The sequence below is a fragment of the Fructilactobacillus carniphilus genome (assembly GCF_024029675.1).
GTDB lineage: Bacteria > Bacillota > Bacilli > Lactobacillales > Lactobacillaceae > Fructilactobacillus > Fructilactobacillus carniphilus.
Map to the genome: position 1 here is coordinate 1,185,781 of NZ_CP097121.1, position 22,625 is coordinate 1,208,405.

At 48.6% G+C, this 22,625-nt stretch carries 23 protein-coding genes and 1 riboswitch; of the genes, 10 read left to right on the forward strand and 13 right to left on the reverse strand.

Annotated elements, in window-relative coordinates:
* Window positions 1-7: 7 nt before the first annotated feature.
* Genes dapB through lysA form a run of 5 tightly spaced genes read right to left on the reverse strand, consistent with a single transcriptional unit; the run spans window position 8 to window position 4,871 of the window.
* Complete coding sequence (gene dapB, locus M3M37_RS05980; RefSeq protein WP_252794910.1) at window positions 8-790, reverse strand: 4-hydroxy-tetrahydrodipicolinate reductase; 783 nt, start codon at window positions 788-790, stop codon at window positions 8-10.
* 3 nt (window positions 791-793) lie between these two features.
* Window positions 794-1,672: a 4-hydroxy-tetrahydrodipicolinate synthase gene (dapA, locus tag M3M37_RS05985; protein WP_252766501.1), complete on the reverse strand. Its 879-nt coding sequence runs from the start codon at window positions 1,670-1,672 to the stop codon at window positions 794-796.
* A gap of 3 nt (window positions 1,673-1,675) precedes the next feature.
* Window positions 1,676-2,830: an N-acetyldiaminopimelate deacetylase gene (locus M3M37_RS05990; protein ID WP_252794911.1), complete on the reverse strand. Its 1,155-nt coding sequence runs from the start codon at window positions 2,828-2,830 to the stop codon at window positions 1,676-1,678.
* Between the two features lie 3 nt (window positions 2,831-2,833).
* Window positions 2,834-3,541: a 2,3,4,5-tetrahydropyridine-2,6-dicarboxylate N-acetyltransferase gene (dapD, locus tag M3M37_RS05995; protein ID WP_252794912.1), complete on the reverse strand. Its 708-nt coding sequence runs from the start codon at window positions 3,539-3,541 to the stop codon at window positions 2,834-2,836.
* A gap of 28 nt (window positions 3,542-3,569) precedes the next feature.
* A complete protein-coding gene (lysA, locus tag M3M37_RS06000; protein WP_252794913.1) occupies window positions 3,570-4,871 on the reverse strand; it encodes a diaminopimelate decarboxylase in 1,302 nt (433 codons plus the stop codon).
* Between the two features lie 95 nt (window positions 4,872-4,966).
* A riboswitch (Lysine riboswitch) is annotated at window positions 4,967-5,141 on the reverse strand.
* A gap of 179 nt (window positions 5,142-5,320) precedes the next feature.
* Here lysA and M3M37_RS06005 point away from each other — a divergent pair.
* From M3M37_RS06005 to M3M37_RS06030, 6 genes are all read left to right on the forward strand, one after another.
* Window positions 5,321-6,697, forward strand: a complete 1,377-nt coding sequence (locus tag M3M37_RS06005; RefSeq protein ID WP_252794914.1) for an aspartate kinase — start codon at window positions 5,321-5,323, stop codon at window positions 6,695-6,697.
* Window positions 6,698-6,712: 15 nt separating this feature from the next.
* Complete coding sequence (gene dapF / locus M3M37_RS06010) at window positions 6,713-7,693, forward strand: diaminopimelate epimerase (RefSeq protein WP_252794915.1); 981 nt, start codon at window positions 6,713-6,715, stop codon at window positions 7,691-7,693.
* Window positions 7,694-7,814: 121 nt separating this feature from the next.
* Window positions 7,815-8,408: an NADPH-dependent FMN reductase gene (locus M3M37_RS06015; RefSeq protein WP_252794916.1), complete on the forward strand. Its 594-nt coding sequence runs from the start codon at window positions 7,815-7,817 to the stop codon at window positions 8,406-8,408.
* 103 nt (window positions 8,409-8,511) lie between these two features.
* The gene (locus M3M37_RS06020; RefSeq protein WP_252795931.1) at window positions 8,512-8,841 is read left to right on the forward strand and encodes a PadR family transcriptional regulator; all 330 of its coding nucleotides are present in this window, start codon (window positions 8,512-8,514) and stop codon (window positions 8,839-8,841) included.
* Window positions 8,841-9,446 carry a DUF1700 domain-containing protein gene (locus M3M37_RS06025; RefSeq protein WP_252794917.1) on the forward strand — a complete coding sequence of 202 codons (606 nt, stop codon included), beginning with the start codon at window positions 8,841-8,843 and terminating at the stop codon, window positions 9,444-9,446. Before M3M37_RS06020 ends, M3M37_RS06025 begins: the two co-directional genes overlap by 1 nt.
* Window positions 9,439-9,621 (forward strand): hypothetical protein, encoded by a 183-nt coding sequence (locus M3M37_RS06030; protein WP_252794918.1) that lies wholly within the window; start codon window positions 9,439-9,441, stop codon window positions 9,619-9,621. The genes M3M37_RS06025 and M3M37_RS06030 overlap by 8 nt, the downstream gene beginning before the upstream one ends.
* Window positions 9,622-9,785: 164 nt before the next feature.
* Here M3M37_RS06030 and M3M37_RS06035 read toward each other — a convergent pair whose 3' ends face one another.
* The 3 genes from M3M37_RS06035 to M3M37_RS06045 all read right to left on the reverse strand — a co-directional run bounded on the left by M3M37_RS06035 (window position 9,786) and on the right by M3M37_RS06045 (window position 12,926).
* Window positions 9,786-10,667, reverse strand: a complete 882-nt coding sequence (locus M3M37_RS06035) for a ketose-bisphosphate aldolase (protein ID WP_420842983.1) — start codon at window positions 10,665-10,667, stop codon at window positions 9,786-9,788.
* Between the two features lie 13 nt (window positions 10,668-10,680).
* The gene (locus M3M37_RS06040; RefSeq protein WP_252794920.1) at window positions 10,681-11,283 is read right to left on the reverse strand and encodes a 5' nucleotidase, NT5C type; all 603 of its coding nucleotides are present in this window, start codon (window positions 11,281-11,283) and stop codon (window positions 10,681-10,683) included.
* 197 nt (window positions 11,284-11,480) lie between these two features.
* On the reverse strand, window positions 11,481-12,926 hold the full coding sequence (locus M3M37_RS06045; RefSeq protein ID WP_252794921.1) for a catalase: 1,446 nt from the start codon (window positions 12,924-12,926) through the stop codon (window positions 11,481-11,483).
* A 137-nt stretch (window positions 12,927-13,063) separates the two neighbouring features.
* Here M3M37_RS06045 and M3M37_RS06050 point away from each other — a divergent pair, with 137 nt between their 5' ends.
* Window positions 13,064-13,663 (forward strand): NADPH-dependent FMN reductase, encoded by a 600-nt coding sequence (locus M3M37_RS06050; protein WP_252794922.1) that lies wholly within the window; start codon window positions 13,064-13,066, stop codon window positions 13,661-13,663.
* A 60-nt stretch (window positions 13,664-13,723) separates the two neighbouring features.
* Here the strand turns inward: M3M37_RS06050 and M3M37_RS06055 are convergent, their stop codons facing one another.
* Window positions 13,724-14,314 carry a cadmium resistance transporter gene (locus tag M3M37_RS06055; protein WP_252794923.1) on the reverse strand — a complete coding sequence of 197 codons (591 nt, stop codon included), beginning with the start codon at window positions 14,312-14,314 and terminating at the stop codon, window positions 13,724-13,726.
* 230 nt (window positions 14,315-14,544) lie between these two features.
* Here M3M37_RS06055 and M3M37_RS06060 point away from each other — a divergent pair, with 230 nt between their 5' ends.
* Genes M3M37_RS06060 through M3M37_RS06070 form a run of 3 tightly spaced genes read left to right on the forward strand, consistent with a single transcriptional unit; the run spans window position 14,545 to window position 17,975 of the window.
* The gene (locus M3M37_RS06060) at window positions 14,545-15,804 is read left to right on the forward strand and encodes an MFS transporter (RefSeq protein WP_252794924.1); all 1,260 of its coding nucleotides are present in this window, start codon (window positions 14,545-14,547) and stop codon (window positions 15,802-15,804) included.
* On the forward strand, window positions 15,788-17,362 hold the full coding sequence (locus M3M37_RS06065) for a bifunctional metallophosphatase/5'-nucleotidase (RefSeq protein ID WP_252794925.1): 1,575 nt from the start codon (window positions 15,788-15,790) through the stop codon (window positions 17,360-17,362). Before M3M37_RS06060 ends, M3M37_RS06065 begins: the two co-directional genes overlap by 17 nt.
* Window positions 17,363-17,375: 13 nt before the next feature.
* Window positions 17,376-17,975, forward strand: coding sequence for a hypothetical protein (locus tag M3M37_RS06070; protein WP_252794926.1), 600 nt, complete (start codon window positions 17,376-17,378; stop codon window positions 17,973-17,975).
* Between the two features lie 42 nt (window positions 17,976-18,017).
* On the opposite strand, the gene M3M37_RS06075 is transcribed toward M3M37_RS06070, so the two are convergent.
* The 4 genes from M3M37_RS06075 to carB form a co-directional block, all read right to left on the reverse strand.
* Window positions 18,018-18,368, reverse strand: coding sequence for a type II toxin-antitoxin system PemK/MazF family toxin (locus M3M37_RS06075; RefSeq protein ID WP_252794927.1), 351 nt, complete (start codon window positions 18,366-18,368; stop codon window positions 18,018-18,020).
* Window positions 18,369-18,382: 14 nt separating this feature from the next.
* Window positions 18,383-18,628 (reverse strand): type II toxin-antitoxin system PemI/MazE family antitoxin, encoded by a 246-nt coding sequence (gene mazE, locus M3M37_RS06080; protein ID WP_252794928.1) that lies wholly within the window; start codon window positions 18,626-18,628, stop codon window positions 18,383-18,385.
* A 25-nt stretch (window positions 18,629-18,653) separates the two neighbouring features.
* Window positions 18,654-19,271 carry a hypothetical protein gene (locus M3M37_RS06085; protein WP_252794929.1) on the reverse strand — a complete coding sequence of 206 codons (618 nt, stop codon included), beginning with the start codon at window positions 19,269-19,271 and terminating at the stop codon, window positions 18,654-18,656.
* Between the two features lie 164 nt (window positions 19,272-19,435).
* Window positions 19,436-22,609, reverse strand: coding sequence for a carbamoyl-phosphate synthase large subunit (gene carB / locus M3M37_RS06090; protein WP_252794930.1), 3,174 nt, complete (start codon window positions 22,607-22,609; stop codon window positions 19,436-19,438).
* Window positions 22,610-22,625 lie beyond the last annotated feature (16 nt).

The window sequence follows — 22,625 nt, forward strand, 5'->3', positions numbered from 1 at the left end:
TCCTTTCCTATAACACGTTTTCTAATCCCACGGCAAAGCCCTTCAGGCGGTTAACCTGTTTAATGGCAATGTTTAAACCGTGCATAAAGGATTCCCGGTCAAAGGAATCCTGCCGAATCGTTAGTGCTTCTCCGGGTCCCCCAAAGAGTACCTGTTCGTGCGCCACGTAACCCGGTAACCGGACGGCGTGAATCGGAACGTCTTCGTAGTTCGCACCTCGTGCGCCGGGGATCGTTTCGACTGGATTCTCGACCGTTTCTGGTGCTTGTTTCCGACCCGCAGCAATCATTTTGGCCGTATTAACGGCCGTTCCAGACGGTGAATCCTTCTTATCAGCGTGGTGCATTTCGATAATTTCGGCATCCGGGAAGTACTGGGCGGCTTGCTTGGCAAATTGCATCAGTAAGACGGCAGATAAGCCAAAGTTGGGTACTAATAACCCGGCTTGGTGTTGTTCTTTTGCGAGTTTGGTTAACTGCGCGACTTGGTCATCGCTGAGCCCGCTGGTTCCAATGATCGGCGTCATGCCGTGTTCTAATGCGAACTGGGCGTTTTCAAAGGCTCCCGCTGGCGTGGAAAAATCAACCCAAACCTGCGCCGGGGTATCCATCGCACTTAACTGGTTAAAAACCTGCGTGGTGGCTGGTAAATCGTAGGCAGCCGGATCAGTTGTTTCTAGATGCGGACTGTAAACGGCCGCTAACTCTAATTCGGGATCTCGCTTAATCATCGCGGTTGCTTTCTGTCCCATGGAGCCCCGAAAGCCCGCTACTAAAACTGTGGTTGGCATAAACTACTCCTTTTCTCCGAGTGCTTCTAAAACGTAGGCTTGTTCAACGGCGGTCAAATCGGTAATGGGTAGTCGGCAACCCCCAACGTCAAGGCCGTTCCGCGTCAACATGAACTTCACGGCCGATGGGGATGGGTATAAGAATAAGCCCTGCATCTTCGGCGTCAGGTCCCGTTGTAATTGACCGGCTTGCGCTAAATCGGTGTTCATTACATCATACATCTGCCGCATTTCTGGCAAGTAAAGGTGGGAAGCCACTGAAACCACTCCGTTTCCGCCGACGCTGCGTGCAAATAAGCTCTGTGGGTCTTCTCCCGTGTATACCAGGAAGTCGTCAGGTGTTTGTTGCACAATCGCTTCAAATTCTTCCATCGAACCACACTGCTTAATCCCGATGATGTTGGGTTCATGGCTTAGTTCAACAATCGTATCAACGTCCATCTTAACCCCGGTTCGACCCGGAATGTTGTAGATGATAATCGGGAAGTTCGTGGCTTGGGCAACGGCCCGGAAGTGTGCTTTCATCCCCACTTGATTAGGTTTGTTGTAGTACGGCACCACCACTAACGCTGCATCAATGCCCGGAATCTGACTAACTTCCGTCGTGAAGTCGATGGTTGCCTGGGTGTTGTTGCTTCCGGTCCCCGCAATCACGGGCACCCGACCGTCGATAAACTGGGCAAAGTTCGTGTATAAACTAATCTTTTCGTCGTGGGTTAACGTCGGTGTTTCTCCCGTCGTCCCCCCGATTAAGAACCCGTTGCCACCTTCTTGTAACAAACGGTCCGTCAACGTTTCTAGGGCCGGGTAATTAATCTCTTGGTCTGCAGTAAAGGGCGTAATCAGCGCCGTAATGATATCAGTCTTAGTAAAATCAGCCATCATTTACTCCTTTTCTGTCATTCGTTGTTGTAACCAGCCGGTAATCGCACTAATCCCGGGTTCAATCGCTGCTTCGTTCGGAACCAGTTCACTGGAGTGCAGTTGATGCTCGGGATCACCGATGCCTAGCCAAAACATGGTGCCTGGGAACTTGGACAGCAGGTACCCAAAGTCCTCCCCGGTCATCGCCGGTTCCGTTTCAATGTACTGGACGTGCGGGTTCTTTTCCATATATTGAATAAACTCCTGCGTCAGGTGCGGATTGTTTTCCACCGGGAGGTAGCCACCTTGGTTTAAGTGGAGGTCCACCTGGCAGTTGTAACTCGTCGCAATTCCATTGGCTACGGCCCGGAGCCGGTCGTCAATGTGTTCAATCATTTTCTGGGTCAGGCCCCGAATCGTCCCGTGGAGGTCGGCTTCTCCGGCAATCACGTTCCGAATCGTCCCAGCGTTAAACTGCCCGAAGGTAATCACGCCGCCTTCGATCGGATCGACGCTCCGCGATACAATCGTTTGCACCTGTCCGATGAACTGACTGGCAGCGACAACCATGTCGTTCGCGAATTGTGGATAGGCCGCATGTCCCTGCGTCCCCGTAAAGTGAACGTCCACTTCCGTGGTCCCGGCAAAGAGAGTGCCCATCCGACAACCGATGGCACCAGCGGGAAGTTGGGGATTATCGTGTAGCCCGTAAAATTCGTCCGGTTGCCATTGCCCGGTAAAGAGGCCGTCTTCATACGCCAATTTCCCCCCGTTTTCACTTTCTTCGGCTGGTTGAAAGAAAAACAGCAGGTTGTCAGTTGGTTGTGCTTTTACAAACTGGGCCAGTACCCCCATGGCCACGGTCATGTGAATGTCATGTCCACAGGCGTGCATCCGGCCTTCGTGCTGCGACTGAAACGGCAATCCGGTATCTTCAGTCACCGGCAGGGCATCAATGTCCGTCCGGTACCCAATCGTCCGAGTTGGATTGCTTCCATGTAATAACACCATGATGGCGGTCGGTAACTGTTCCGGAACCTGCACCTCCGCGAAGTCACAGTCGGCCGTCAGAGCATCAATCTGCTTCATTAACAAGTCATGCGTTTGAAACTCGTGTAAGGCGAGTTCTGGAATCTGATGGAGTTCTTGATAAAGTTCGTGTAAATCCAATGTCATGGTTTAGCCCCGCAGGTCGTCTTCGAGTTTGGTCTTGTCCAAGGTCTTTTGGTTCACGTCTTTGACCTTCTTCGCCGGCATTCCGGCCACCACCGTGTAAGGAGCAACGTCTTCGGTTACCACGGCGCCAGCGGCCACTACGGCTCCCTTACCGACGTGGACGCCTTCGATTACCACAGCGTTAGCGCCGACTAACACGTCATCGTCAATTTGCACGGGTTTAGCACTAGCTGGTTCAATTACCCCAGCTAAAACGGCCCCGGCCCCAATGTGGGAGTGCTTCCCAACAATGGCCCGGCCGCCTAAGACCGCGCCCATGTCGATCATGGAATCGGCCCCGATTTCGGCCCCGATGTTAATCAAAGCACCCATCATGATCACGGCGTCTTTGCCAATCTTAACCTGATCTCGAATGATGGCTCCTGGTTCAATCCGGGCTTCAATGTTCTTGGTATCTAACAACGGCACGGCTGAATTCCGACCGTCGTTTTCAATTTCGTAGTCAGTAATGTGGGCATCGTTAGCGGCTAGGAATGGTTTGACGTCCTTCCAGTCTCCAAAGATTACCCCGGTTTGATCGTTTACAAATGCGCGAAGCGAAGCCGGAAACTCGATGGCGGCAAGGTTCCCTTTGAGGTAAACCTTCACGTTCGTTTTCTTTTCTGCGTTTCCAATAAATTGAATGATTTCTTGTGCGTTCATTTCAGCCATGTTTTTACTCCTTCATTAAATGTTTAGGTTAGTTTTCATCAAGGGCAACGTCTAAGTGCGTCAAGTCCGCTAACGTTTCGCGTTTCACCACGACCCGAGCCTGGCCGTTTTCAACGAAGACCACGGCGGGACGTGGATTCCGGTTGTAGTTGGAAGCCATCGAGTACCCGTAGGCTCCGGTTGCTAGTACGGCAATCACGTCGCCTGCTTTGACCTCGGGAAGGTGCGCATCCTTCACCAGGATGTCTCCCGATTCACAGTACTTACCAGCCACCGTGACCGTTTCGGTCTTTTCGGGATGGACATTGTCGGCAGCCACCGCTTCGTAAGCCGCACCGTACAGGGCGGGGCGAATGTTATCGCCCATTCCGCCGTCGACCGCTACGTACTTGCGAATTTCTGGAATCGTCTTTTGCGATCCGACCCGGTAAAGACTCACGCCGGCGGGTCCGGCAATTGAACGCCCCGGTTCGATCCAGACCGCTGGTAACGGCAAGTTGTTGGCTTCCGTTTCTTCCTTCAAGGTCGTTAAAATCTGTTCCACAAATTCTTCTGGCCGAATCGGGTGATCGTCATCCGTATACTGGATTCCAAAGCCCCCACCAACGTTCACCACCTGGGGCGTGTAGTTAAACTCGTCGCGCCACCGCTTCATTAACTGCACCAGTTTCTGGGTTTCAATCTTGAAGCCGTCGGTCGCAAAAATTTGCGAACCAATGTGAGAATGAACTCCCTGCAGGTGCATCCGCGGTTGGTCTAACACTAGTTGCAGCGCTTGGTCCGCTTGGCCGGTCAAGAGATCAAAGCCAAACTTACTGTCCTGTTGACCGGTTTGGATGAATTCGTGGGTGTGGGCCGAAACGGCCGGAGAAACCCGTAGCATCACGTTAATTTCCGCGTCTTCTTCCTCTAGGACCTGGGCTAACAATCCAATTTCGTAGAAGTTATCGAGCATAATCGTACCGACGTGATGGCGGACGGCCATCTGTAACTCCTCGTAGGATTTGTTGTTCCCGTGGAAGCTAACTTTCTCCATTGGGAAATCCGCTTTGATGGCCGTCGCCAATTCACCGGCCGAAACCACGTCAATGTGCGCGTGTTCCTGGTTAACCACCTGGTACATGGCGACACAGGCAAAGGCCTTGCTGGCGTAACTAACTGCATAGTCCATGTGTTGTTCTTCAAACACCCGGGCAAAAGCCCGAATCTGGTGGCGAATCTTGGCCACGTCATAGACCTGCAGCGGGGTGCCAAATTCATCCGCAAGCTTGGTGGCGGGGATACCGCCGATTAATAATTGATTATCCTGAACTTCATCACTACTTAACATTCTTTTTCCTCCTCAATCGCTATAACCAAACAAAAAGGGCCTTTCGGTACGGAAGCTCCGTCCAAAAGACCCTATTGTCGCAGGTTAGAATCGATTTTATGAATAGCTCCCCGGGAACTGAATCCCGACAGTCCGCAGTCTCTTAAACTACGTCCCAGTTATCTAAGGTCCATCTCCCCTAGCACTTCGGCACGAAACCCTTTCCCTAGATTCTAAGCTGGATGGCAGCTCCCCTAAGTACTCTTGTCCTGTGCGACCTCTATTTGATTTGTTTCCAGCATAACGAAAAAGCCCCCAGACGTCAACCTCTTGCTAGCTTCCTGACTTAAATTTCTTTATTTCTATATAGAGTTTGCCAAAAACGTCCGTTATTGCGCATAATTAAGTTGCACAATTAAAAAAATGATGATAGTTTCACTAGTAATCCAACCAACGAGGTTAAATAACTTATGAAAGTAGTTAAATTTGGAGGCAGTTCGTTAGCGGACGCCACCCAGTTCGAAAAAATCATCCAAATTATCCAACAAGATCCAGAGCGGCGCGCCATTGTGGTTTCAGCTCCTGGAACCCGTTTTAAAGGTGACATCAAGGTGACAGACTTGCTGATTCAGTATTCAGAAGCTGTGAAAAACCAGGTTGCTGTGGCCGACCTGCAAGCAGAAATCATTGCCCGGTATCAAAATATTGCCGAACATTTTAACGTACCGGCCGCCGTCATGGACCACATTCAAGCAGTCATTCGGGACTTAGCTACTCAGACTTATCCAGATTACGCCCACCAACTGGCAACTTTTAAGGCTCACGGTGAGTATCTGAACGCCTACCTGTTAAGTCAGATTCTAATCAAGCTCGGACTTCCCGCCCAATTCATGGATCCTAAAGAAATCGGCTTTAACGTGGCTGGTCCTGTCAACGATGCCCACGTTACAGATGACACTTACGACCATCTTGCTACCTACCGAGACAATCCCGACTACCTGGTTTTTCCCGGCTTCTTTGGAATGAACGAGGCTGACGGAACGATTGCGACCTTCTCGCGGGGTGGGTCTGACATTACCGGTTCGATTGTCGCCAAGGGGCTGCACGCCGAAGTTTACGAGAACTTTACGGACGTCAACGCGATTTACTCGGTTGATCCTCACATTGTTTCCCAACCCAAGGGAATCCAAACGATGACCTACCGGGAAATGCGGGAACTATCCTACGCCGGATTTTCCGTCTTTCACGACGAGGCGTTGCTTCCGGCCATCGATGCTCAAATTCCCATTAACGTCAAAAATACCAACCAACCGGATTTGCCCGGAACCTTGATTGTGCCGGAAAAGGGCTTTAAACCGAAGGGCTTTATCACCGGGGTGGCCAGTTCAAAGGGCTTTTCTGCCCTCTACCTGCACCGCTACCTGCTCAACAAGGAAGTCGGTTTTACCCTGAAACTGCTTCAAATTTTGTACAAGTACGGGATTTCTTACGAACACATGCCATCTGGGATTGACGATTTAACCATCATTTTTGACAACCAGCAACTGACCCCACAAAAGGTCAAGGCGATGTGCAACGACATCAGAAACGAACTCCATCCTGACCAGTTAGAATGGATTGACCATTATGCCATCATCATGATTGTCGGCGAAGGGATGCAACTGAGTCCCAACACAATTGAAAAAATCATTCGGCCCCTGACCGACCACAACATCAACATTCACATGATTAACGAAGGGGCTTCCAAAATCTCGATTATGCTGGGCACCGATGAGGCTGATGCCCAAAAATCGGTCAAGCTCATCTACCAGCACTTCTTTGATAACAACCGGATTTTTAATTACTAACAGGAGATCTTAATTATGCCAACTTTACGCAAAGTTCATGGCTCTGAAAATCGCTTTTTCATCTTGGATCGGACTCAATTCGATCCCGAACCAACGCTCAACCAAATTTCACGGTTAGCCGTGCAACTAAAACAAAGTGACGACGACCGTTTTAACGATATCGACGGCATCCTAGTTGTTGATTACTCCGACCATCCGGGGTGTGCCGGCAAAATGACGGTGGTTAACGCTGACGGAAGTATTGCTTCCATGTGTGGAAACGGCTTACGGACGGTGGCTCGCTACCTCGCCGAACAAAGTGGTCAAACGAAATTTTTAGTCGAAACCCAAGACGCTGATTTACACGTGGAACAAGCCGAAACGTTAGCACCAGAAGTGCCAGCGTTTGGGGTCGAAATTGCCCCAGTTCGTTTCAACGCGGCTGCCTTTCCGTTTGCAGAACTTGGCGGCGACACGGTCTTAAACCGGCCGTTGCCCCAACTTGCCCCAGACCTCGATTTTACTGCGATTGCAGTTCCTAATCCCCACTTGATTAGTTTCATGGACCACGAAACCTTAACCGGTGGCTTACAAGCCCAATTAGGACCTTACTTAAACGGGCAAAACCCGTACTTTCCTGACGGAGTAAACCTCAACTTTGCCGAAATTCTGGGTCAGGACGAACTCTTCGTCAAGACCTACGAACGGGGCGTCGGCTTCACCAATGCCTGTGGAACCGGGATGACCGCTACCAGTCTCGCCTACGTCTTAAATCACGACCAGGGTGACTTTGACCATGTCGTGACCGTTTACAATCCGGGTGGAATGGTGAAGGTTCACGTGGCGCGGACTGGTCAAAATTACGCGCTGCGCTTAATTGCCAACGCCACCACCCTCGGCAACTGGACCATTAGCGATAACGCCCTCTTGAACGGTCAATTTGACCAAGGTGATTACCAACCCACCACGGAAGAAACGGCTTACCAAAATTGGGTCAAAGCACTGCAAACTAACTAAAACCAAAAAACTCGTCTTCTTCGTGGAAGGCGAGTTTTTTAATTGAAGTCATTTCACTTTACTTACTAAAAATAAGTAGATATAATAAGATTATTCAAAATACATAAAGGAGTTAAACATTATGACAACTGTAAACGTAATCTTAGGAAGTGTCCGTGAACCATCGATGGGAGAACGCCTCTTTCAATACCTGCAACGCAACCAAACCGAGTTAGAAAAGGCTAGCAACGTCAACTTAAAATTCTTAAAGGTCAGTGACTACCAGCTAGACCCTTATACAGAGGCCCTACCACCAATGGGAACGCCTGATTATCCCACTGGTTTAGCGGACAACGCCCAACGGTGGGTCGAAGACGTTTCGGCTGGTGACGGGATTTTGCTGTTAACCCCCGAATACGACTACTCGGTTCCGGGAGCTTTAAAGAATGCCTTTGACTACCTGGGAACGGGAGTTAGCGATACGCCGATTCAAACGATTAGTTACTCAATGGGTTCGTTTGGAGGGATTCTCGCTTCCATGGCTTGGTTACCAGTTTTCCAAGTGCTGAGCTTGGTCAGTGTGCCACGCAACCTCAACCTTCGTTTCATTCAAAACATATTTACGGAAACCGGTGAACTCAACCCCGACTTAGAGGCTAGCGAACAACAATACTACGCCGAAAAGATTACACAAACGGTCCAAAACATCGCTAATTACGCTATTAAACTTAAATAAATTGCATTTCAAAAAGGCCATGAAAATTCATGGTCTTTTTTAGTGGCTTGCTTTTTATATTATACGATGTATAATATTACTGAAAGTAAAGGAGCTGATAATCATCGCCATTCAAATTAGTTCAGAAGTGCTGGAGGGAATCGTTTTAGCCCTCCTGTCCCAAGAAGATTATTACGGCTATGCCCTGACTCAGGGTGTGAAAAAATTCATTCCCATCTCTAATTCAACCCTTTATCCGATTTTACGGCGGTTGAAAAAGGAAGAATGGGTTACCACCTACGATCAGCCGTTTGACGGTCGCAACCGTCGTTACTACCAAATTACAGTTGCGGGCCTCGCCCAACTCGAAAAGGTGAAAGCCGACTGGAACCACCATAAACAGATTGTCGATCAGGTCTTTAATAATCAAATGCCAAAGGAGGATGATGAATAATGCCAACGGACCAAGAACAATACATTACGGAGCTAAAATACTACCTCAAAACGATGCCCCAAAAGGAACGCGATGATGCCACCACTTACTATCTGGAGTACCTTAAAGACGGTGATTTAGTGAACTACAAAGACATCGTAGAAAACCTGGGAACGCCCCGCCAGCTAGCCCGGCAAATCACCGCTAACTACACGATTTCTGAAGACGAGAAGCAACCTAAAAAAGAAGGCAGCGTCAACCACAACGTTAAGCTAATTGTGACAATCTTAGCCGCCATTGCTTCTCCAGCGTTGCTAGGGATTGCCGGCTTTATATTGTTGATGCTGTTCATCTTCGTCTTTACCATCGGTGCGCTCCTTTTTGCCGCACTTTTTGCGGCCGGACTCTTCATTTGGCTCGGAATCACAACCATCTTTAGTAAGGGGATAATTGCCCTAAGTATCCTGGGATTAGGATTAATCATTCTGGGAGTCCTACTGATGATTCCGTCGCTTGTCTACTTCGTGGTCCGCTTTATCATTCAAATTGGAGCTAATTGGACCAAAAAAATCTACCGCTACTCACAAGCAAAATTAAATCCACGAAAGGATGGTTACCATGGTTAAATTTATGAAACGGACCCTCATGGCCGGCATTACTTTAGCAGTAACCGGCTTAATCCTTGGGGTCATCGGCTTTTACGCTGGTGGAAAAGTCCACGGATTTGAAAAGGCCTACTCGCACAATACCAATCACATTGAATTCAACATTGGTAATGATTCAGATGATGATGACAATTAATAAAGGAGTTTTGCAGTATGAAAGTAGCCGTAATTGGCATTCCTGTATGTCTCAGTTTGTTGCTAGCATTAGTCATTATTAGCTTAATGTTAGTGCTGGAATTTGGGTAAAAAAAGAGCGTTTAGTTAGGAATTAAGCTAACTAAACGCTCTTTTTTGTAGGAATTAAGCTTTATTTTCAGAGCCAAAGACCCGAATCCGGTCTAAGCACATGTCGACCAATTTGTCAGTTCCAGCAGTGAGGAGAATCCGGGGATCGTAGTTCTTCCCCTGCAAATCTTCGTCACTCAGGATGTAATCCCGTAAGCCTTGGTGGAAAGCCAGTTGTCCTTCGGTGTTGACGTTCACCTTGGCAATTCCCAGTTGAATGGCTTTGCGAATTTGGTCATCCGGAATTCCAGAACCACCGTGCAATACCAACGGAATCCGTTTGCCTAAAGCAGCAAAGATGGCATCATCAATCTTTTGCAGGTGTTCGAAGTTCAATCCCTTCCAGTCCTTCGGGTACTTACCGTGAATGTTACCGATTCCCACGGCCAGCATGTCAACGCCGGCCTTGGCCATTGCTACCGCGGAATCCACTGGCGCAATTTCACCGTCCGCAATCACGCCGTCTTCTTCACCACCAATGGTGCCGACTTCCGTTTCCAAACTAACGGATTGTGCCTTGGTTAAGTCCCGTAACGTTGCGGTTTTAGCCAAGTTATCGTCCAATGGTAAACTCGAACCATCAAACATCACGGACGTGTAACTAATTCCCAGCGTCTTCAAAGCATCAAAGTACGTCCCGTGATCCAAATGAATCGAAATCGGAACGGTGATGTGTAAGGCATTGTGCATGTCCACAATTAAATCGTAGGCTAACCGAAAACTACCCATGTACTTAGCAGCTCCACTAGTCACCTGTAAAATCAACGGTGATTGGGCTTTTTCTCCGGCTTGTAAAATGGCCTTGGCCCATTCCAAGTTGTTCACGTTAAAAGCGGGAACCGCGTAGTGTTCGGCCCGTGCTTTTTGTAACATTTCCGTACTGTTTGTAATCATCAGTTCTTCTCCTTTGTTATTCCCAATTTGAAGCTTCAAAGTCTTTTAAATCACCATGCACCAGATACGGGTTCGGATGAGCATTAGCCACCGTAATGGCGTCTGGGAGAGCTTTCCCCTGTTCCTGCTCTTTCGCAATCGCTAAGAGGAAATTAGTTAATTCACTCTTCCATTGCAACCGCTCATCCGCTCCGTATTGAATCCAGGCACTCGGTACTGTAGGATCAACCCAGGCGCTAGCGCCGTGGTACGGCCGGTCGTCGACTAGTAGACCACCAGTCCGGTGCACCAAACTCTTGTCGTGCGTGATGATCACCCGTTTGTAAAAGGGATTGTCCTCACCAGCACCGAAGTACTGTTGTAACCAGGCCAGCTTATCCTGCCAAGCACTCGGATTGTCCCAAGGAGCCGTCGAAAGCACGTACATTTCGTAATGTTCGGCTAGTTTCGGTACACTGGCCAGCACTCCTGGGAGTGGCGCTAGATCCCGAAAAATACCGGTCAGCTGATCAGGCTTCGGCTTCGTGAACGGAAGTTTAGCTAGCTCGTTTAAGACCGGAAGAGTCTCTACCATCACGTTATCCATGTCTAAAAATAATTTTGGTTTCGTGGCTGTCATCCTGGGACCTCACTTTTAAAAATTACCGGAGCAGCAAACCCGCTCCCTCTACTAATGATGATAAAAGAAGCACGGTTAAATGCAACCGAAATGTCTTCTGCTTGCTTTACCAATCCTTATTGTACCATCAAATTCCCGGTTTCGGTGCCCACAAAAAAAGAACGCCACCGCATTGCGATGACGTTCTCCCTTATTTATTATTCTTTGATTTCTGCTAAATCTAACCCGAGTGCGTCTGCCACCCGCGTTCCGTATTCAGGATCAGCCTGATAGAACTGCTTGGTTTCTAAGACTTGAATTTCGTGATTATCAAAGGAACCTAACCCGTTCTTAATCGTTTTAATTAAACGATCTTTTTCCGCTGGACTCATCAGGCGGTATAAAGCACCGGCTTGGGAGTAGTAATCCTGGTCGTACGGCCGATAAGCCCCCGTTGCCCCGGATAATTGTTCCGGCGTAATCGAAGCGTGCGGATCTTCGACCGGACCGTTCTTACTGTTCGGTTCGTAGTTGACGTCACTACCCTGATTGTACGCCATGAACCCGTCTCGTTCGTAGTTATGCACTTCGTTGACGGGCCGGTTAATCTTCAATTGTTCGTAGTTAGCCCCTAAACGGTATCGTTCGGCATCCTTGTAGGCAAAGAGCCGACCTTGCAGTAACTTATCTGGGGAAGCTTCGATCCCGGGCACCAGGTTGGCTGGTGAAAAGGCTAGTTCTTCCACGTCATCAAAGTAGTTAGTGGGATTTTCGTTTAACGTAAATTCTCCGACTTCTTTCAATGGGTAATCGTGGTGGGAAACAACCTTGGTTACGTCAAAGATGTCAGCGGGATAGTCAATTCCTTCTTGGTAAGGCAAGATTTGGACGTAAACCTTCCAGGATGGATAATCCTTTTGTTCAATGGCGTCGTAGAGGTCATGCATCAAGTAGTCCGTGTCTTCAGAAGCAGCCTTGGCAGCCGTTTCGTCGGTCATGTTTTGGACCCCTTGTTGGCTAATGAAGTGGTACTTAACCCAGTAGACTTCACCAGCTTGGTTAACCCACTTATAGGTGTGGCTACCGTATCCGTTCATGGTCCGGTAACTAGCGGGATTGCCCCGGTCACCCATCAGGTAGGTCACTTGGTGCACTGATTCGGGTGAGTGAGACCAGAAGTCCCATTGCATTTCGTTACTCCGCAGGTGGGTTTTCGGATCCCGCTTTTGCGAATGAATGAAGTCCGGGAACTTCAACGGATCGTTCACGAAGAAAATCGGCGTGTTATTGCCGACAATGTCGTAGTTTCCGTCCTGAGTGTAGAACTTAATGGCAAAGCCCCGGACGTCCCGGATGGTGTCGGGATAACCGGCTTCTCCGGCCACTTGGGAGAACCGAATTGCTAGCGGCGTTTCCTTGCCTTCCCCGTTAAACAAATCTGCCTTCGTGTACTTGCTCATGTCGTGAGTCAGTTTAAAGACTCCCTTGGCTCCAGCGCCCTTAGCGTGCACGACCCGTTCTGGAATCCGTTCCCGGTTAAAGTGCGCCAACTTTTCTAGGAGTTGGTAATCCTGCATTAAAACGGGGCCACGCACTCCGGCCGTTTGGGAGTGTTCGTTATTGGCCCACGGTTGACCTGCTTCGGTCGTTAACTTGTCTGCCATAATATGTATCTCCTTTGAAACTAAAATATGTATGTTATGTATGTGATACGCCTTTAGTACATACCAAAACCGTATCACTGTCAATCTAGAAGTCTTATAATGAAGCTATGCATCGGTTCATCATGAAGGAGAAAGTTATGACCACCATTGACATTATCTTAGGCAGCTCCCGCATCAACGCGGAGGGCCACAAACTTTTTCACTACTTAGAAAACCACGCTTCAGACTGGGTTAATCCAGGCCAAGTTACCCTGCGTTTCATGGACATTGCCACTTACCAACTGCCGCTCTTTAACGAGGACGAGTCTCCGATGGATAATCCCCACCGCCAACTAACGGAAAACGAACAGCGCTGGCTGGACGATTTAAAGCAAGCAGACGGCTACGTCATTTTAACTCCGGAATACAATCATTCCCTACCAGCCGCTTTGAAAAACGGCCTCGACTACGTGGCCTATGAAATGCAGGGCAAACCCGTCCGCATTCTTACCTACGCCCCTAGTGCCCGGGGCGGTCAATTTGCCTTCCTGGCCTTGCTGCCCACGTTAAATCAACTGGGCTGTTTCGTGTTGCCCAAACCGACGATCATCGGCCGGATTACCCAGAATTTTACGGTCGCAGGCGAAATGCCCATTGATGCGCCGGCTGTGGCTCGCTATCCGGAACGGTTGAAACGGATGGTGCGAGAAATTGCTTTTTATGGACAGTTGTTTGTGGAACATCCGTTTGAAGGATAAAATTAAAATCACCCACGCAATTAGTTAAACCTAAATGGCGAGTGATTCTTTAATAAGGGATTATTTAAAAAAATGTTGAATCGTCCCGCTCCCAAGCAACACGGAGAACCCAAGATAAATGTAAATGATTCCCGAGAGATAGCGACCATAGCGATTCAAAATAGCCTCCAAATGTCGATCCTTACTGATAACTAACGCAATGAAGAAGAATAGGATTGCCATCAAAACCATCACCACGTAAATGGTGATTAAGTGACTTACCGATTGGTGGACAAACAGCGGGATGTAAACCGCAATGTTATCGGCTCCACAGGCAGTCACGGTAATCACCGCCGTATGCAACGCTGATTTCCACTTTGAGTCATGGTCGGACTCATTCATCTGGTTGCCGGAACCCGGAAAGAAGAGAGCTTGAATCCCGAAGTACAGCGGAAATAAGCCCAAAAATCCGATCATCCAGGTTTGCGTAATGGCTCCAACCAGCAGCGCTAAGACCATCGGAATCAAGATTAACACGTTGGTCCCCATGATATCGCCGGCAAGCACCGGTCCGTCCTCGTGGTTCGCGTGAATCAACAACACTAGCACCAGAATGTAATCCATGTTGGTCGAAACGTAGTACGCAATGGCGTTCAAAATTGTATCCAGCATTTGGTAACCCCTTTAATTGTTTTAGAGTTAATTATACCCGTTTTTTCTGCTCCATTTGCGAAATCTCCTAAAAGTGCTATCCTTAGAAAAAAGACATGGGCTTTAAGTCGGTTCAGAGAAACCACAAGCACGGTTATTTAACTAAAGACGAATTCCATAACCAAAGTGATTTTATGCGCTCTGAACCCTCAGACCCTGCCAAAATCACTTTTTTATTTGGAGGAAGTTTTATGCACTTTAAGCACTTTAAGCACTTTAAGCACTTTAAGCAGTTTACGAAGTACCAAAAACGGGTGTCCCTGTCCACAGGAATTGGGTTCGTCTTAGAACGAATGGATTCCGCCTTTATCGGGTTAGCCCTAGCATCCATCATTGCGACCTTACATATTACCAAGGCCGAAGGGGGCTTAATCCCGTCCATTACTGCCATCGGGTCCCTCTTTGGAGGCATCGGCTTTGGAATCCTCGCCGATAAATTTGGCCGGGTCAAAACGTTAAGTTGGTCAATTTTTATCTATGCGCTTGGAACCGCCGGCATGGGACTGACCAACTCCTTCTTCATGCTCTGTGTCTTCCGAATCATCATCGGAATCGGGACCAGTGGTGAATATGGAATTGCCTTAACCATGCTGAGCGAAGCCTTTGCTAAAAAATACATGGGCCGAATTTCCTCTGCTGCCGGAGTGGCCGGACAACTAGGAGCCGTGCTGGCATCGTTACTAGCCGCCTTCATCATCCCCCACTACGGTTGGCATTTACTCTTCTTCATCGGGATTTTACCCGTTATTCTAGCCTGGTTCATCCGCTTCCACTTACCCGAAAGTGAAACGTTTACTCACAACCACGAATTAGCCAAAACCAGTGAAAAAATTCACCTTGGTGACGTGTGGTCCCTCTTTTCAACCCCTCACGAAGCCTTTTTATCCCTGCGGATTATCATCATGTTCCTGATTCACATTGCCGGTTACACAACCGTCATGAACTGGTTACCGACCATTGCCCAGGAACGAATGCACGTCAACGTGGCTAGTTCTTCAATCTGGATGGTCTTTACCATTATCGGAATGGCCGCCGGAATCGCCGTGTTTGGTTACATGCAAGACCGGTTCGGCAGTCGGTTAGCCTTTGGGATCTACCTGCTAGGTTCCGCTGCTTCCGTTTACCTCCTAATCATGGCACAAACTAAACTTGAATTTGTGGCCGCCGGAACGATCGTTGGTTTTCTCACCGACGGGATGTATAGTGGATATGGAGCCGTCGTTAGCAGCCTCTACCCCAGCAAAAACCGGGCCACGGCTAACAACACCATTATGTCGATTGCCAAGACGATTGGAACGTTTACGCCCGTATTAATAGGATTCATCATGGACGTTTCCACCATCACGATGGTCGTAATCTTCATGAGCTGCTGCTACGTAGTCAGCTTCGTTGTCATGATGTCAATTAAACAACTAAAGAAGGGTCATCCACGTTATGCCAAAAACAATTAAACTGCTTTCCACGAGTGACGTGCATGGGTACGTCTACCCCACGAATTACAGCACCAAGGATAACTATACTGGGATTGGTTTGTTAAAAGCCGGTACCATCATCAAACAAGCCCGAGAACAAGCCGCAGCAGACGAAATCGTCCTGGCCGTTGAAAACGGAGATTTGATTCAGGGCTCACCACTAACGAGCTACCTCGCCGAACAACCAGACACCCCTAAGGATTATCTGACAGGAATCACTAACCAGATTGGCTACGATGCCGGAGTACTCGGAAACCACGAATTTAACTACGGAATCGACTACATTCTGGCTGCGGAAGCCAAACGCAACTACCCGATTTTAAGCGCCAACATTACGGGTGCCAAACACGAACACATTGCTGACGCTCCCTACCAAATTATTGAAAAACAAGGCGTCAAAATTGCTATCCTGGGGTTAACCACCGCCTTTGTCCCGAACTGGGAAATGGCTGAGAACATTCAGGGATTAACCTTTAATTCGATTTTAGAAACCGCTCAAGCACTGGTTCCCCAACTACGCCAGCAAGCGGACGTCGTTATCGTGGCTTACCACGGTGGGTTAGAAGCAGATCCAGAAACCGGCGAACCAACGGAAAAGGAAACGGTTGAAAACGAAGGTTACCGCCTCCTCACCACCGTTCCTGGCATTGACGCTTTGATTACCGGGCACCAACACCGGGAACTGGCGGGAATCATTAATCACGTACCGTTTACGCAACCCGGTGTGCGGGGTAGTAATGTCGGGCAAATCACCCTAACCCTGGATGATGATCATCACGTAATCAATGGGACGAGCCAGCTCTTAAAAACCGCAGACGTTGCCATTGATAAATCATTACTGCCTGATCCACAGGTCGAAAACCAAGTTCAAGCGTGGCTCGAGGAACCGGTAGGCACCGTTACGGGGGCCGATTTACGCATCCACGATCACTTGCAAGCCCGGTTGCATGGTCATCCTTACCTGGCTTTAATTAATCAAGTCCAGATGGAAGCTCTGGGGACCGATATTTCGGGAACTGCGTTATTTAACAATGAAATCACCGGACTGAGTCCAAGCGTTTCCATGCGCGAAATCATCAGTAACTACTCGTATCCAAACACCGCTTTTTCCGAACGGATTACCGGCAAAGAAATGCGGGCTGCCTTGGAGCAAAACGCTAAGTTCTTCACGGTTCGTGACGGTCAAATTGTCATCAACGACGAGTTTGTAAAACCCAAGTTGCAACTCTATAACTACGACGTTTACAGTGGGGTTGACTACGAATTTGATATTTCCCAGCCCGTCGGTCACCGAGTAACCAAACTCAATTATCACGGCCAACCGGTAACTGATGACCAAGAATTAGTGGTCGCCATGAACAACTATCGAGCCATCGGGGGCGGCGATTACCAAATGTTTTCCATTGATAAGGTTATCAAGCAAACCAGTGAAACCATTCCCAATTTAATGATTAAATATCTCCAAGAGCATGATCCTTACCACGCGACGGAACCGAATAATTTCCGGGTCCGGGCGAGTGAATTAGAAAAGAATTAAGGAGACTCTTTACATGAAAAAAGGATTAATCACCGTGGGAGCTTGCCTAACGTTAGCACTTACATTGGCCGCCTGTGGCTCACAATCCTCTGGGTCAAAATCTGACCAAACCGCTAAGAGTAGCAAGCAAGAGAAGCAGAAAAAAGCTGACAGTAAAAAGTCCAAGCAAGCAAAGAACGACCAGCAAAAAGAACAAAAAGACCAGACCGCTGATAAAAGTAAGAACGCCACCAATACTGAGCAAAATCAGTCGGAACAACCAGCAACAGGTACCAACCAAACGAACGAGCAAAGCACCGCCACTGCTGGTCAACAACCATCAGATCAGAACCAGTCTAATAACTCAAATAGTCAAGCAAACGTTTACTATCAGGGCAGTAAGGAAACAAATTTGCCCACTACAAACGGGGTTGATAATGTAACTAGATACTGGCCCGCTACCATCACCATCAACGGGACGAAGCAACCAGTCATTGCTAGTTACACCCGGATGGGTTACTTCCAGATCTTTACCAAGCAACCAACTGCTCAAGATTACAGCTTTACTTATGATGGAGAAGACTACCAAAAATACATTGGTGCCAGTGACTTAGATTCGATTCGCAATAACTAAACCAAAGGCCTACAACATCATGTTGCAGGCCTTTTTTGCTGTCTAAATTTCTTTAGCATTCACAATCTCGTTAATCACATGAACCACCTGAGCTAACACGACGGGACTCGCCCGTCCAATGATTTCCATGTGCCGGGCTCGGTAATCAAACGTATGACACTGCAGCGGATTAATGTACCCACTCACGTCCGCATTATTAACTGGGATTAAAAGCCCCATTTCGCGTAACCGGTTGTGGTCCGCGTGGGTAATGGGACACACAAAGGCTAGGTCCGTGAGTTCACTGTATTTTTTCGTACTGATGACCAACGCGGGACGGCGTTTGCGAATTTCCTCGCCTGAACTCGGATTAAAATCGAGTTCCACAATGTCCCCTTTCACTGGAACGTACATAATCGGTTCCTCTCTTAATCTTTTTTAGTGGAATAACTCCATTCGTTATCCAAAAATTCGTTAATTCCCGTGGTGACGTCCGTTTGCTTCAAATCGTGGTGAAACCAATCACCCTCAAACGGATTAGCTCGTTCTGGCGTGTATACAATCGAACCATCCGCCGTTTGCTTCACCGTAAACGTCGTCCCAACCTTAGCGACTACTGCTTGGGGCACGGTTAAGACCCGAGCGTCCCCGACTTTTCGTAGCTTAACTGCCATCAACAATCCCCCACTTTCACTGTACTTATTGTTTAAATTGTGTTTGCGTTTTGGAAACTAAACGATCCGCGCTTAACACAAACGTTTGGGCTTTCCCGTTTTTATCAGCGAGGTAACTAATCGTTTTGCTGGTCGCTTCGCCCAGTGTAGTAACCGATTCGGAATCGGGTTGTCGCCCTATTTTTTGGATTACCTCGTCATAAGTAGTCCCTGATTGAATCGAATCATAGGTAGCTTGACTAATCGGTTTTAGTTGCTTAGCAGCTAAGTTCAAATAGCCCTTGCTTTCCACCTTACCGTCCACGAACGTAACCGAAATTGAGCTGGCTTTAAAAGCATGATTTAACTTGGACCACGTCCAAACGACGGCCTTTTGTCCGTTCACATCCGTTTCTGAAGTTGTGTTCGCTGTTCCCAACGTTTTCTTGATCGTGGCCTGGTCTTGGCCCATTGCAATTTGGTTATATTGTTCACGCGTAATTCCCGTTTTATGCGCCGCCGTTTTGGGGGCCGTGTTTGGATGGGTGCCTTGGGTTCCATTTTGCTGGTAATTAGCCATCACCCCAATGAATAGTAAAAAGATGATGAGCCAGAACCACCACCGCCGGTAAAACGGGGGTTTCTGGTTGCGTCCGTATGCCATGAAAATCCTCCTGCTGTTTCCGTGCTCTTTCTTTATCCCTAATTATACCTGGTTTTTGCCTGGTAATCAGTAACCCATCAAATTCCCCCAAAAAATAAAATAGACCCCTAGCTCATTTGGCTAGCGGTCTATTTTCGTTATTTGTGTTTCACATGAAACATTGACTACAAACTCTGGGTCGTAAACGACTGATCTTCTAACATTTGTAAGATGGCGGAGACCGTATCCAGTGAGGTAAACAACGGCACGCCATCGGCAATGGCTGCGCTCCGGATCATGGCGCCGTCCCGTTCGCTTCCCTGCGTATTGGAAACCGTATTGACCACCATCTGAATTTGTTTGCCTAACAACATTTCTAGCAGGTCATGGTCTTCGCCGACCTTCCCCACTTCTTGAACTGGAATTTGATGTTCGGAAAAGAACTTCGCCGTTCCAGGCGTGGCCAAAATCTGGTAACCGAGGTCCGCAAACCGGTGCGCCAGTTGGGCCGTTTCTTCCTTATCATCATCCTTGACGGTCAATAAGACTCGGCCGTGGTTGGGAACGTGCAGTTTAGCAGCTTCAAAGGCTTTGTACAAGGCCTTCGGGAAGGTCCGATCGGATCCCATGACTTCCCCGGTTGACTTCATTTCGGGTCCCAGCAATGTATCAACGTCGTTGAGCTTCGAGAAAGAGAAGACCGGTGCCTTAACGTGCACTAGTTTGCTTTCTGGAGCCAATCCGGATTGATACCCCTGACTGGCTAAACTTTCGCCCAGAATAGCTCTGGTAGCCACTTGCGCCATTGGAATACCCGTCACCTTGCTCAGGAACGGAACCGTCCGGCTGGCCCGTGGGTTCACTTCAATTACGTAGGCTTGGTCATTGTGAACTACAAACTGGATGTTCATTAGACCCACACAGTTCAGTTCCAGCGCTAGTTGTTCCGTGTACGCTACAATTTGGTCCTTGACGTGGTTAGACAACGTCTGGGACGGGTAAACGGCCATCGAGTCTCCGGAGTGAACCCCGGCCCGTTCAATGTGTTCCATGATTCCCGGAATCAGCACCGTTTCGCCGTCACTAATGGCATCCACTTCACATTCTTTTCCGGTCAAGTATTGGTCAATCAATACAGGATGGTCGTGGGAAACCCGCACGGCATTTTTCATGTAGTTTTCGAGGTCTTCCCGACGCCGCACGATTTCCATGGCCCGACCCCCCAGCACGTAACTTGGACGCACTAACACGGGATAGCCAATTTCGTCAGCAATTTGTAATGCCGCTTCTGGATCCGTAGCAGTTCCCCCGACTGGTTGGGGAATTCCCAATTTTTTAATCACCCGATCGAATTCATCCCGATCTTCAGCCCGGTTCACATCGTTCACGCTGGTTCCTAAGACTCTAACGTCGTGTTCAGCCAGTGGTTCGGCTAGGTTAATGGCCGTTTGCCCCCCGAATTGCACCACCACGCCGAGCGGTTGTTCGAGGTCAATCACGTTTAACACTTCTTCGACCGTCAGTGGTTCAAAGTACAGTTTGTCGGAAATGGAAGCATCCGTCGAAACGGTTTCTGGGTTGTTGTTCATAATGATGGCTTCGTAGCCAGCCTTCTTGATGGCTTCTACGGAGTGCACCGTGGCGTAGTCAAATTCCACCCCCTGCCCAATCCGAATCGGACCGGAACCGAGGACGAGCACGGACGGTTTAGCACTAACTTCGCTCTCGTTTTCCCATTCATAGGTACTGTAGAAGTACGGCGTCTTGGATTCAAATTCCCCGGCACACGTATCCACCATTTTATAAACCGGAACTAAGCCATTTTCTAAGCGTTGTTCCCGAATGGCATCAGCATCACTGTTCCATAGCTGGGCAATCGTTTCGTCGGAAAAACCGTATCGTTTGGCTGTTTTTAAGGTAGCAAGGTCGCCAGGCTGTGCAGCCAGTTCCCGACTAATTTCAAAGATGTGCAATAACTTGTCCAAAAAGAAGATGTGAATCTTGGTTAAATCAGCTAGTTGGTCAATGGTGTACCCCCGCCGTAAGGCTTCGTAGAGGTAAAAGAGGCGGTCGTCGTGAGCATGAACCAATCCTTCTTCTAATTCCACCTGACTTAACTGGGATAACTCAGGATTAGCTAGGTCCTTTTGATCAATGTCTAAGGAACGCACGGCCTTCAAAATCGACCCTTCCACCGTCCGGTCAATTGACATGACTTCCCCGGTGGCCTTCATCTGCGTGCCTAGGTGGCGATCGGCTTGGGTAAATTTATCAAACGGCCACCGCGGAATCTTACAAACCACGTAGTCTAAGGCTGGTTCAAATTCGGCATACGTCGTGCCGGTCACGGGGTTCATGATTTCATCGAGGTTCAGGCCTACCGCAATTTTAGCGGCAATCCGGGCAATCGGATAACCAGTTGCCTTGGAAGCGAGCGCACTCGAACGACTAACCCTCGGATTCACTTCGATGACGTAGTAGTGCATGCTGTTGGGATCGAGGGCGAGCTGAACGTTACAGCCCCCTTCAATCTTCAGAGCCCGAATGATCCGCAATGCGGCATCCCGCAACATCTGCACTTCGTCGTCTGAGAGGGTTTGCGTTGGGGCAAACACAATTGAATCACCGGTATGAATTCCCACCGGATCAAAGTTTTCCATGTTGCAGACCACCATCGCGTTATCAGCGTGGTCCCGCATTACTTCAAATTCAATTTCCTTGTAGCCCGCGATGCTTTGTTCGATTAAAACTTGGGTGACGGGCGAGAGATCTAATCCGTTAGCCGCAATTTCTTGGAGTTGTTCCTCGTTGTGAGCGATTCCACCCCCGGTCCCGCCCATCGTAAAAGCAGGCCGAACAATCACCGGATACCCGTGCTGGTCCGCAAAGGCCAAGGCTTGTTCCGTGGTCGTGGCAATCGTTGATTCGGGAACTGGTTCCCCTAATTCTTGCATCAAATCACGAAATTGTTCCCGGTCTTCGGCTTCGTTAATGGCAGCCAAGTCCGTTCCCAACAGTTGAATCTGGAGTTCGTCCAGAATCCCAGCATCAGAAAGTTCCTTAGCCATGTTCAAACCTTGTTGGCCCCCTAAAGTGGGTAAGATGGCGTCCGGACGTTCTTTTCGCAGCACCCGGGCCACAAATTCTAGGGTCAGGGGTTCAATGTAAACTTCATCAGCTACTTCCCGGTCCGTCATGATCGTAGCTGGGTTAGAGTTTACCAGCACTACTTCGTAACCCAATTCTTTTAAAGCTAAGCAGGCCTGGGTTCCCGAGTAGTCAAATTCGGCTGCTTGCCCGATGATAATCGGTCCGGAACCAATTACCATGATTTTTTTCACGTCAGTTATTTGTGGCATTTTGTTCAACCTTTCT

Bases quoted from the DNA above. Each gene is read 5' to 3' on its own strand.
- dapB (WP_252794910.1), bottom strand. From the start codon at position 790: ATGCCAACCACAGTTTTAGTAGCGGGCTTTCGGGGCTCCATGGGACAG.
- M3M37_RS06075 (WP_252794927.1), bottom strand. From the start codon at position 18,368: ATGTACGTTCCAGTGAAAGGGGACATTGTGGAACTCGATTTTAATCCG.
- M3M37_RS06045 (WP_252794921.1), bottom strand. From the start codon at position 12,926: ATGGCAGACAAGTTAACGACCGAAGCAGGTCAACCGTGGGCCAATAAC.
- M3M37_RS06015 (WP_252794916.1), top strand. From the start codon at position 7,815: ATGACAACTGTAAACGTAATCTTAGGAAGTGTCCGTGAACCATCGATG.
- M3M37_RS06025 (WP_252794917.1), top strand. From the start codon at position 8,841: ATGCCAACGGACCAAGAACAATACATTACGGAGCTAAAATACTACCTC.
- M3M37_RS06050 (WP_252794922.1), top strand. From the start codon at position 13,064: ATGACCACCATTGACATTATCTTAGGCAGCTCCCGCATCAACGCGGAG.
- dapA (WP_252766501.1), bottom strand. From the start codon at position 1,672: ATGGCTGATTTTACTAAGACTGATATCATTACGGCGCTGATTACGCCC.
- M3M37_RS06060 (WP_252794924.1), top strand. From the start codon at position 14,545: ATGCACTTTAAGCACTTTAAGCACTTTAAGCACTTTAAGCAGTTTACG.
- M3M37_RS06030 (WP_252794918.1), top strand. From the start codon at position 9,439: ATGGTTAAATTTATGAAACGGACCCTCATGGCCGGCATTACTTTAGCA.
- M3M37_RS06055 (WP_252794923.1), bottom strand. From the start codon at position 14,314: ATGCTGGATACAATTTTGAACGCCATTGCGTACTACGTTTCGACCAAC.
- carB (WP_252794930.1), bottom strand. From the start codon at position 22,609: ATGCCACAAATAACTGACGTGAAAAAAATCATGGTAATTGGTTCCGGA.
- M3M37_RS06085 (WP_252794929.1), bottom strand. From the start codon at position 19,271: ATGGCATACGGACGCAACCAGAAACCCCCGTTTTACCGGCGGTGGTGG.
- M3M37_RS06065 (WP_252794925.1), top strand. From the start codon at position 15,788: ATGCCAAAAACAATTAAACTGCTTTCCACGAGTGACGTGCATGGGTAC.
- M3M37_RS05990 (WP_252794911.1), bottom strand. From the start codon at position 2,830: ATGACATTGGATTTACACGAACTTTATCAAGAACTCCATCAGATTCCA.
- M3M37_RS06005 (WP_252794914.1), top strand. From the start codon at position 5,321: ATGAAAGTAGTTAAATTTGGAGGCAGTTCGTTAGCGGACGCCACCCAG.
- dapF (WP_252794915.1), top strand. From the start codon at position 6,713: ATGCCAACTTTACGCAAAGTTCATGGCTCTGAAAATCGCTTTTTCATC.
- M3M37_RS06040 (WP_252794920.1), bottom strand. From the start codon at position 11,283: ATGACAGCCACGAAACCAAAATTATTTTTAGACATGGATAACGTGATG.
- mazE (WP_252794928.1), bottom strand. From the start codon at position 18,628: ATGGCAGTTAAGCTACGAAAAGTCGGGGACGCTCGGGTCTTAACCGTG.
- dapD (WP_252794912.1), bottom strand. From the start codon at position 3,541: ATGGCTGAAATGAACGCACAAGAAATCATTCAATTTATTGGAAACGCA.
- lysA (WP_252794913.1), bottom strand. From the start codon at position 4,871: ATGTTAAGTAGTGATGAAGTTCAGGATAATCAATTATTAATCGGCGGT.
- M3M37_RS06070 (WP_252794926.1), top strand. From the start codon at position 17,376: ATGAAAAAAGGATTAATCACCGTGGGAGCTTGCCTAACGTTAGCACTT.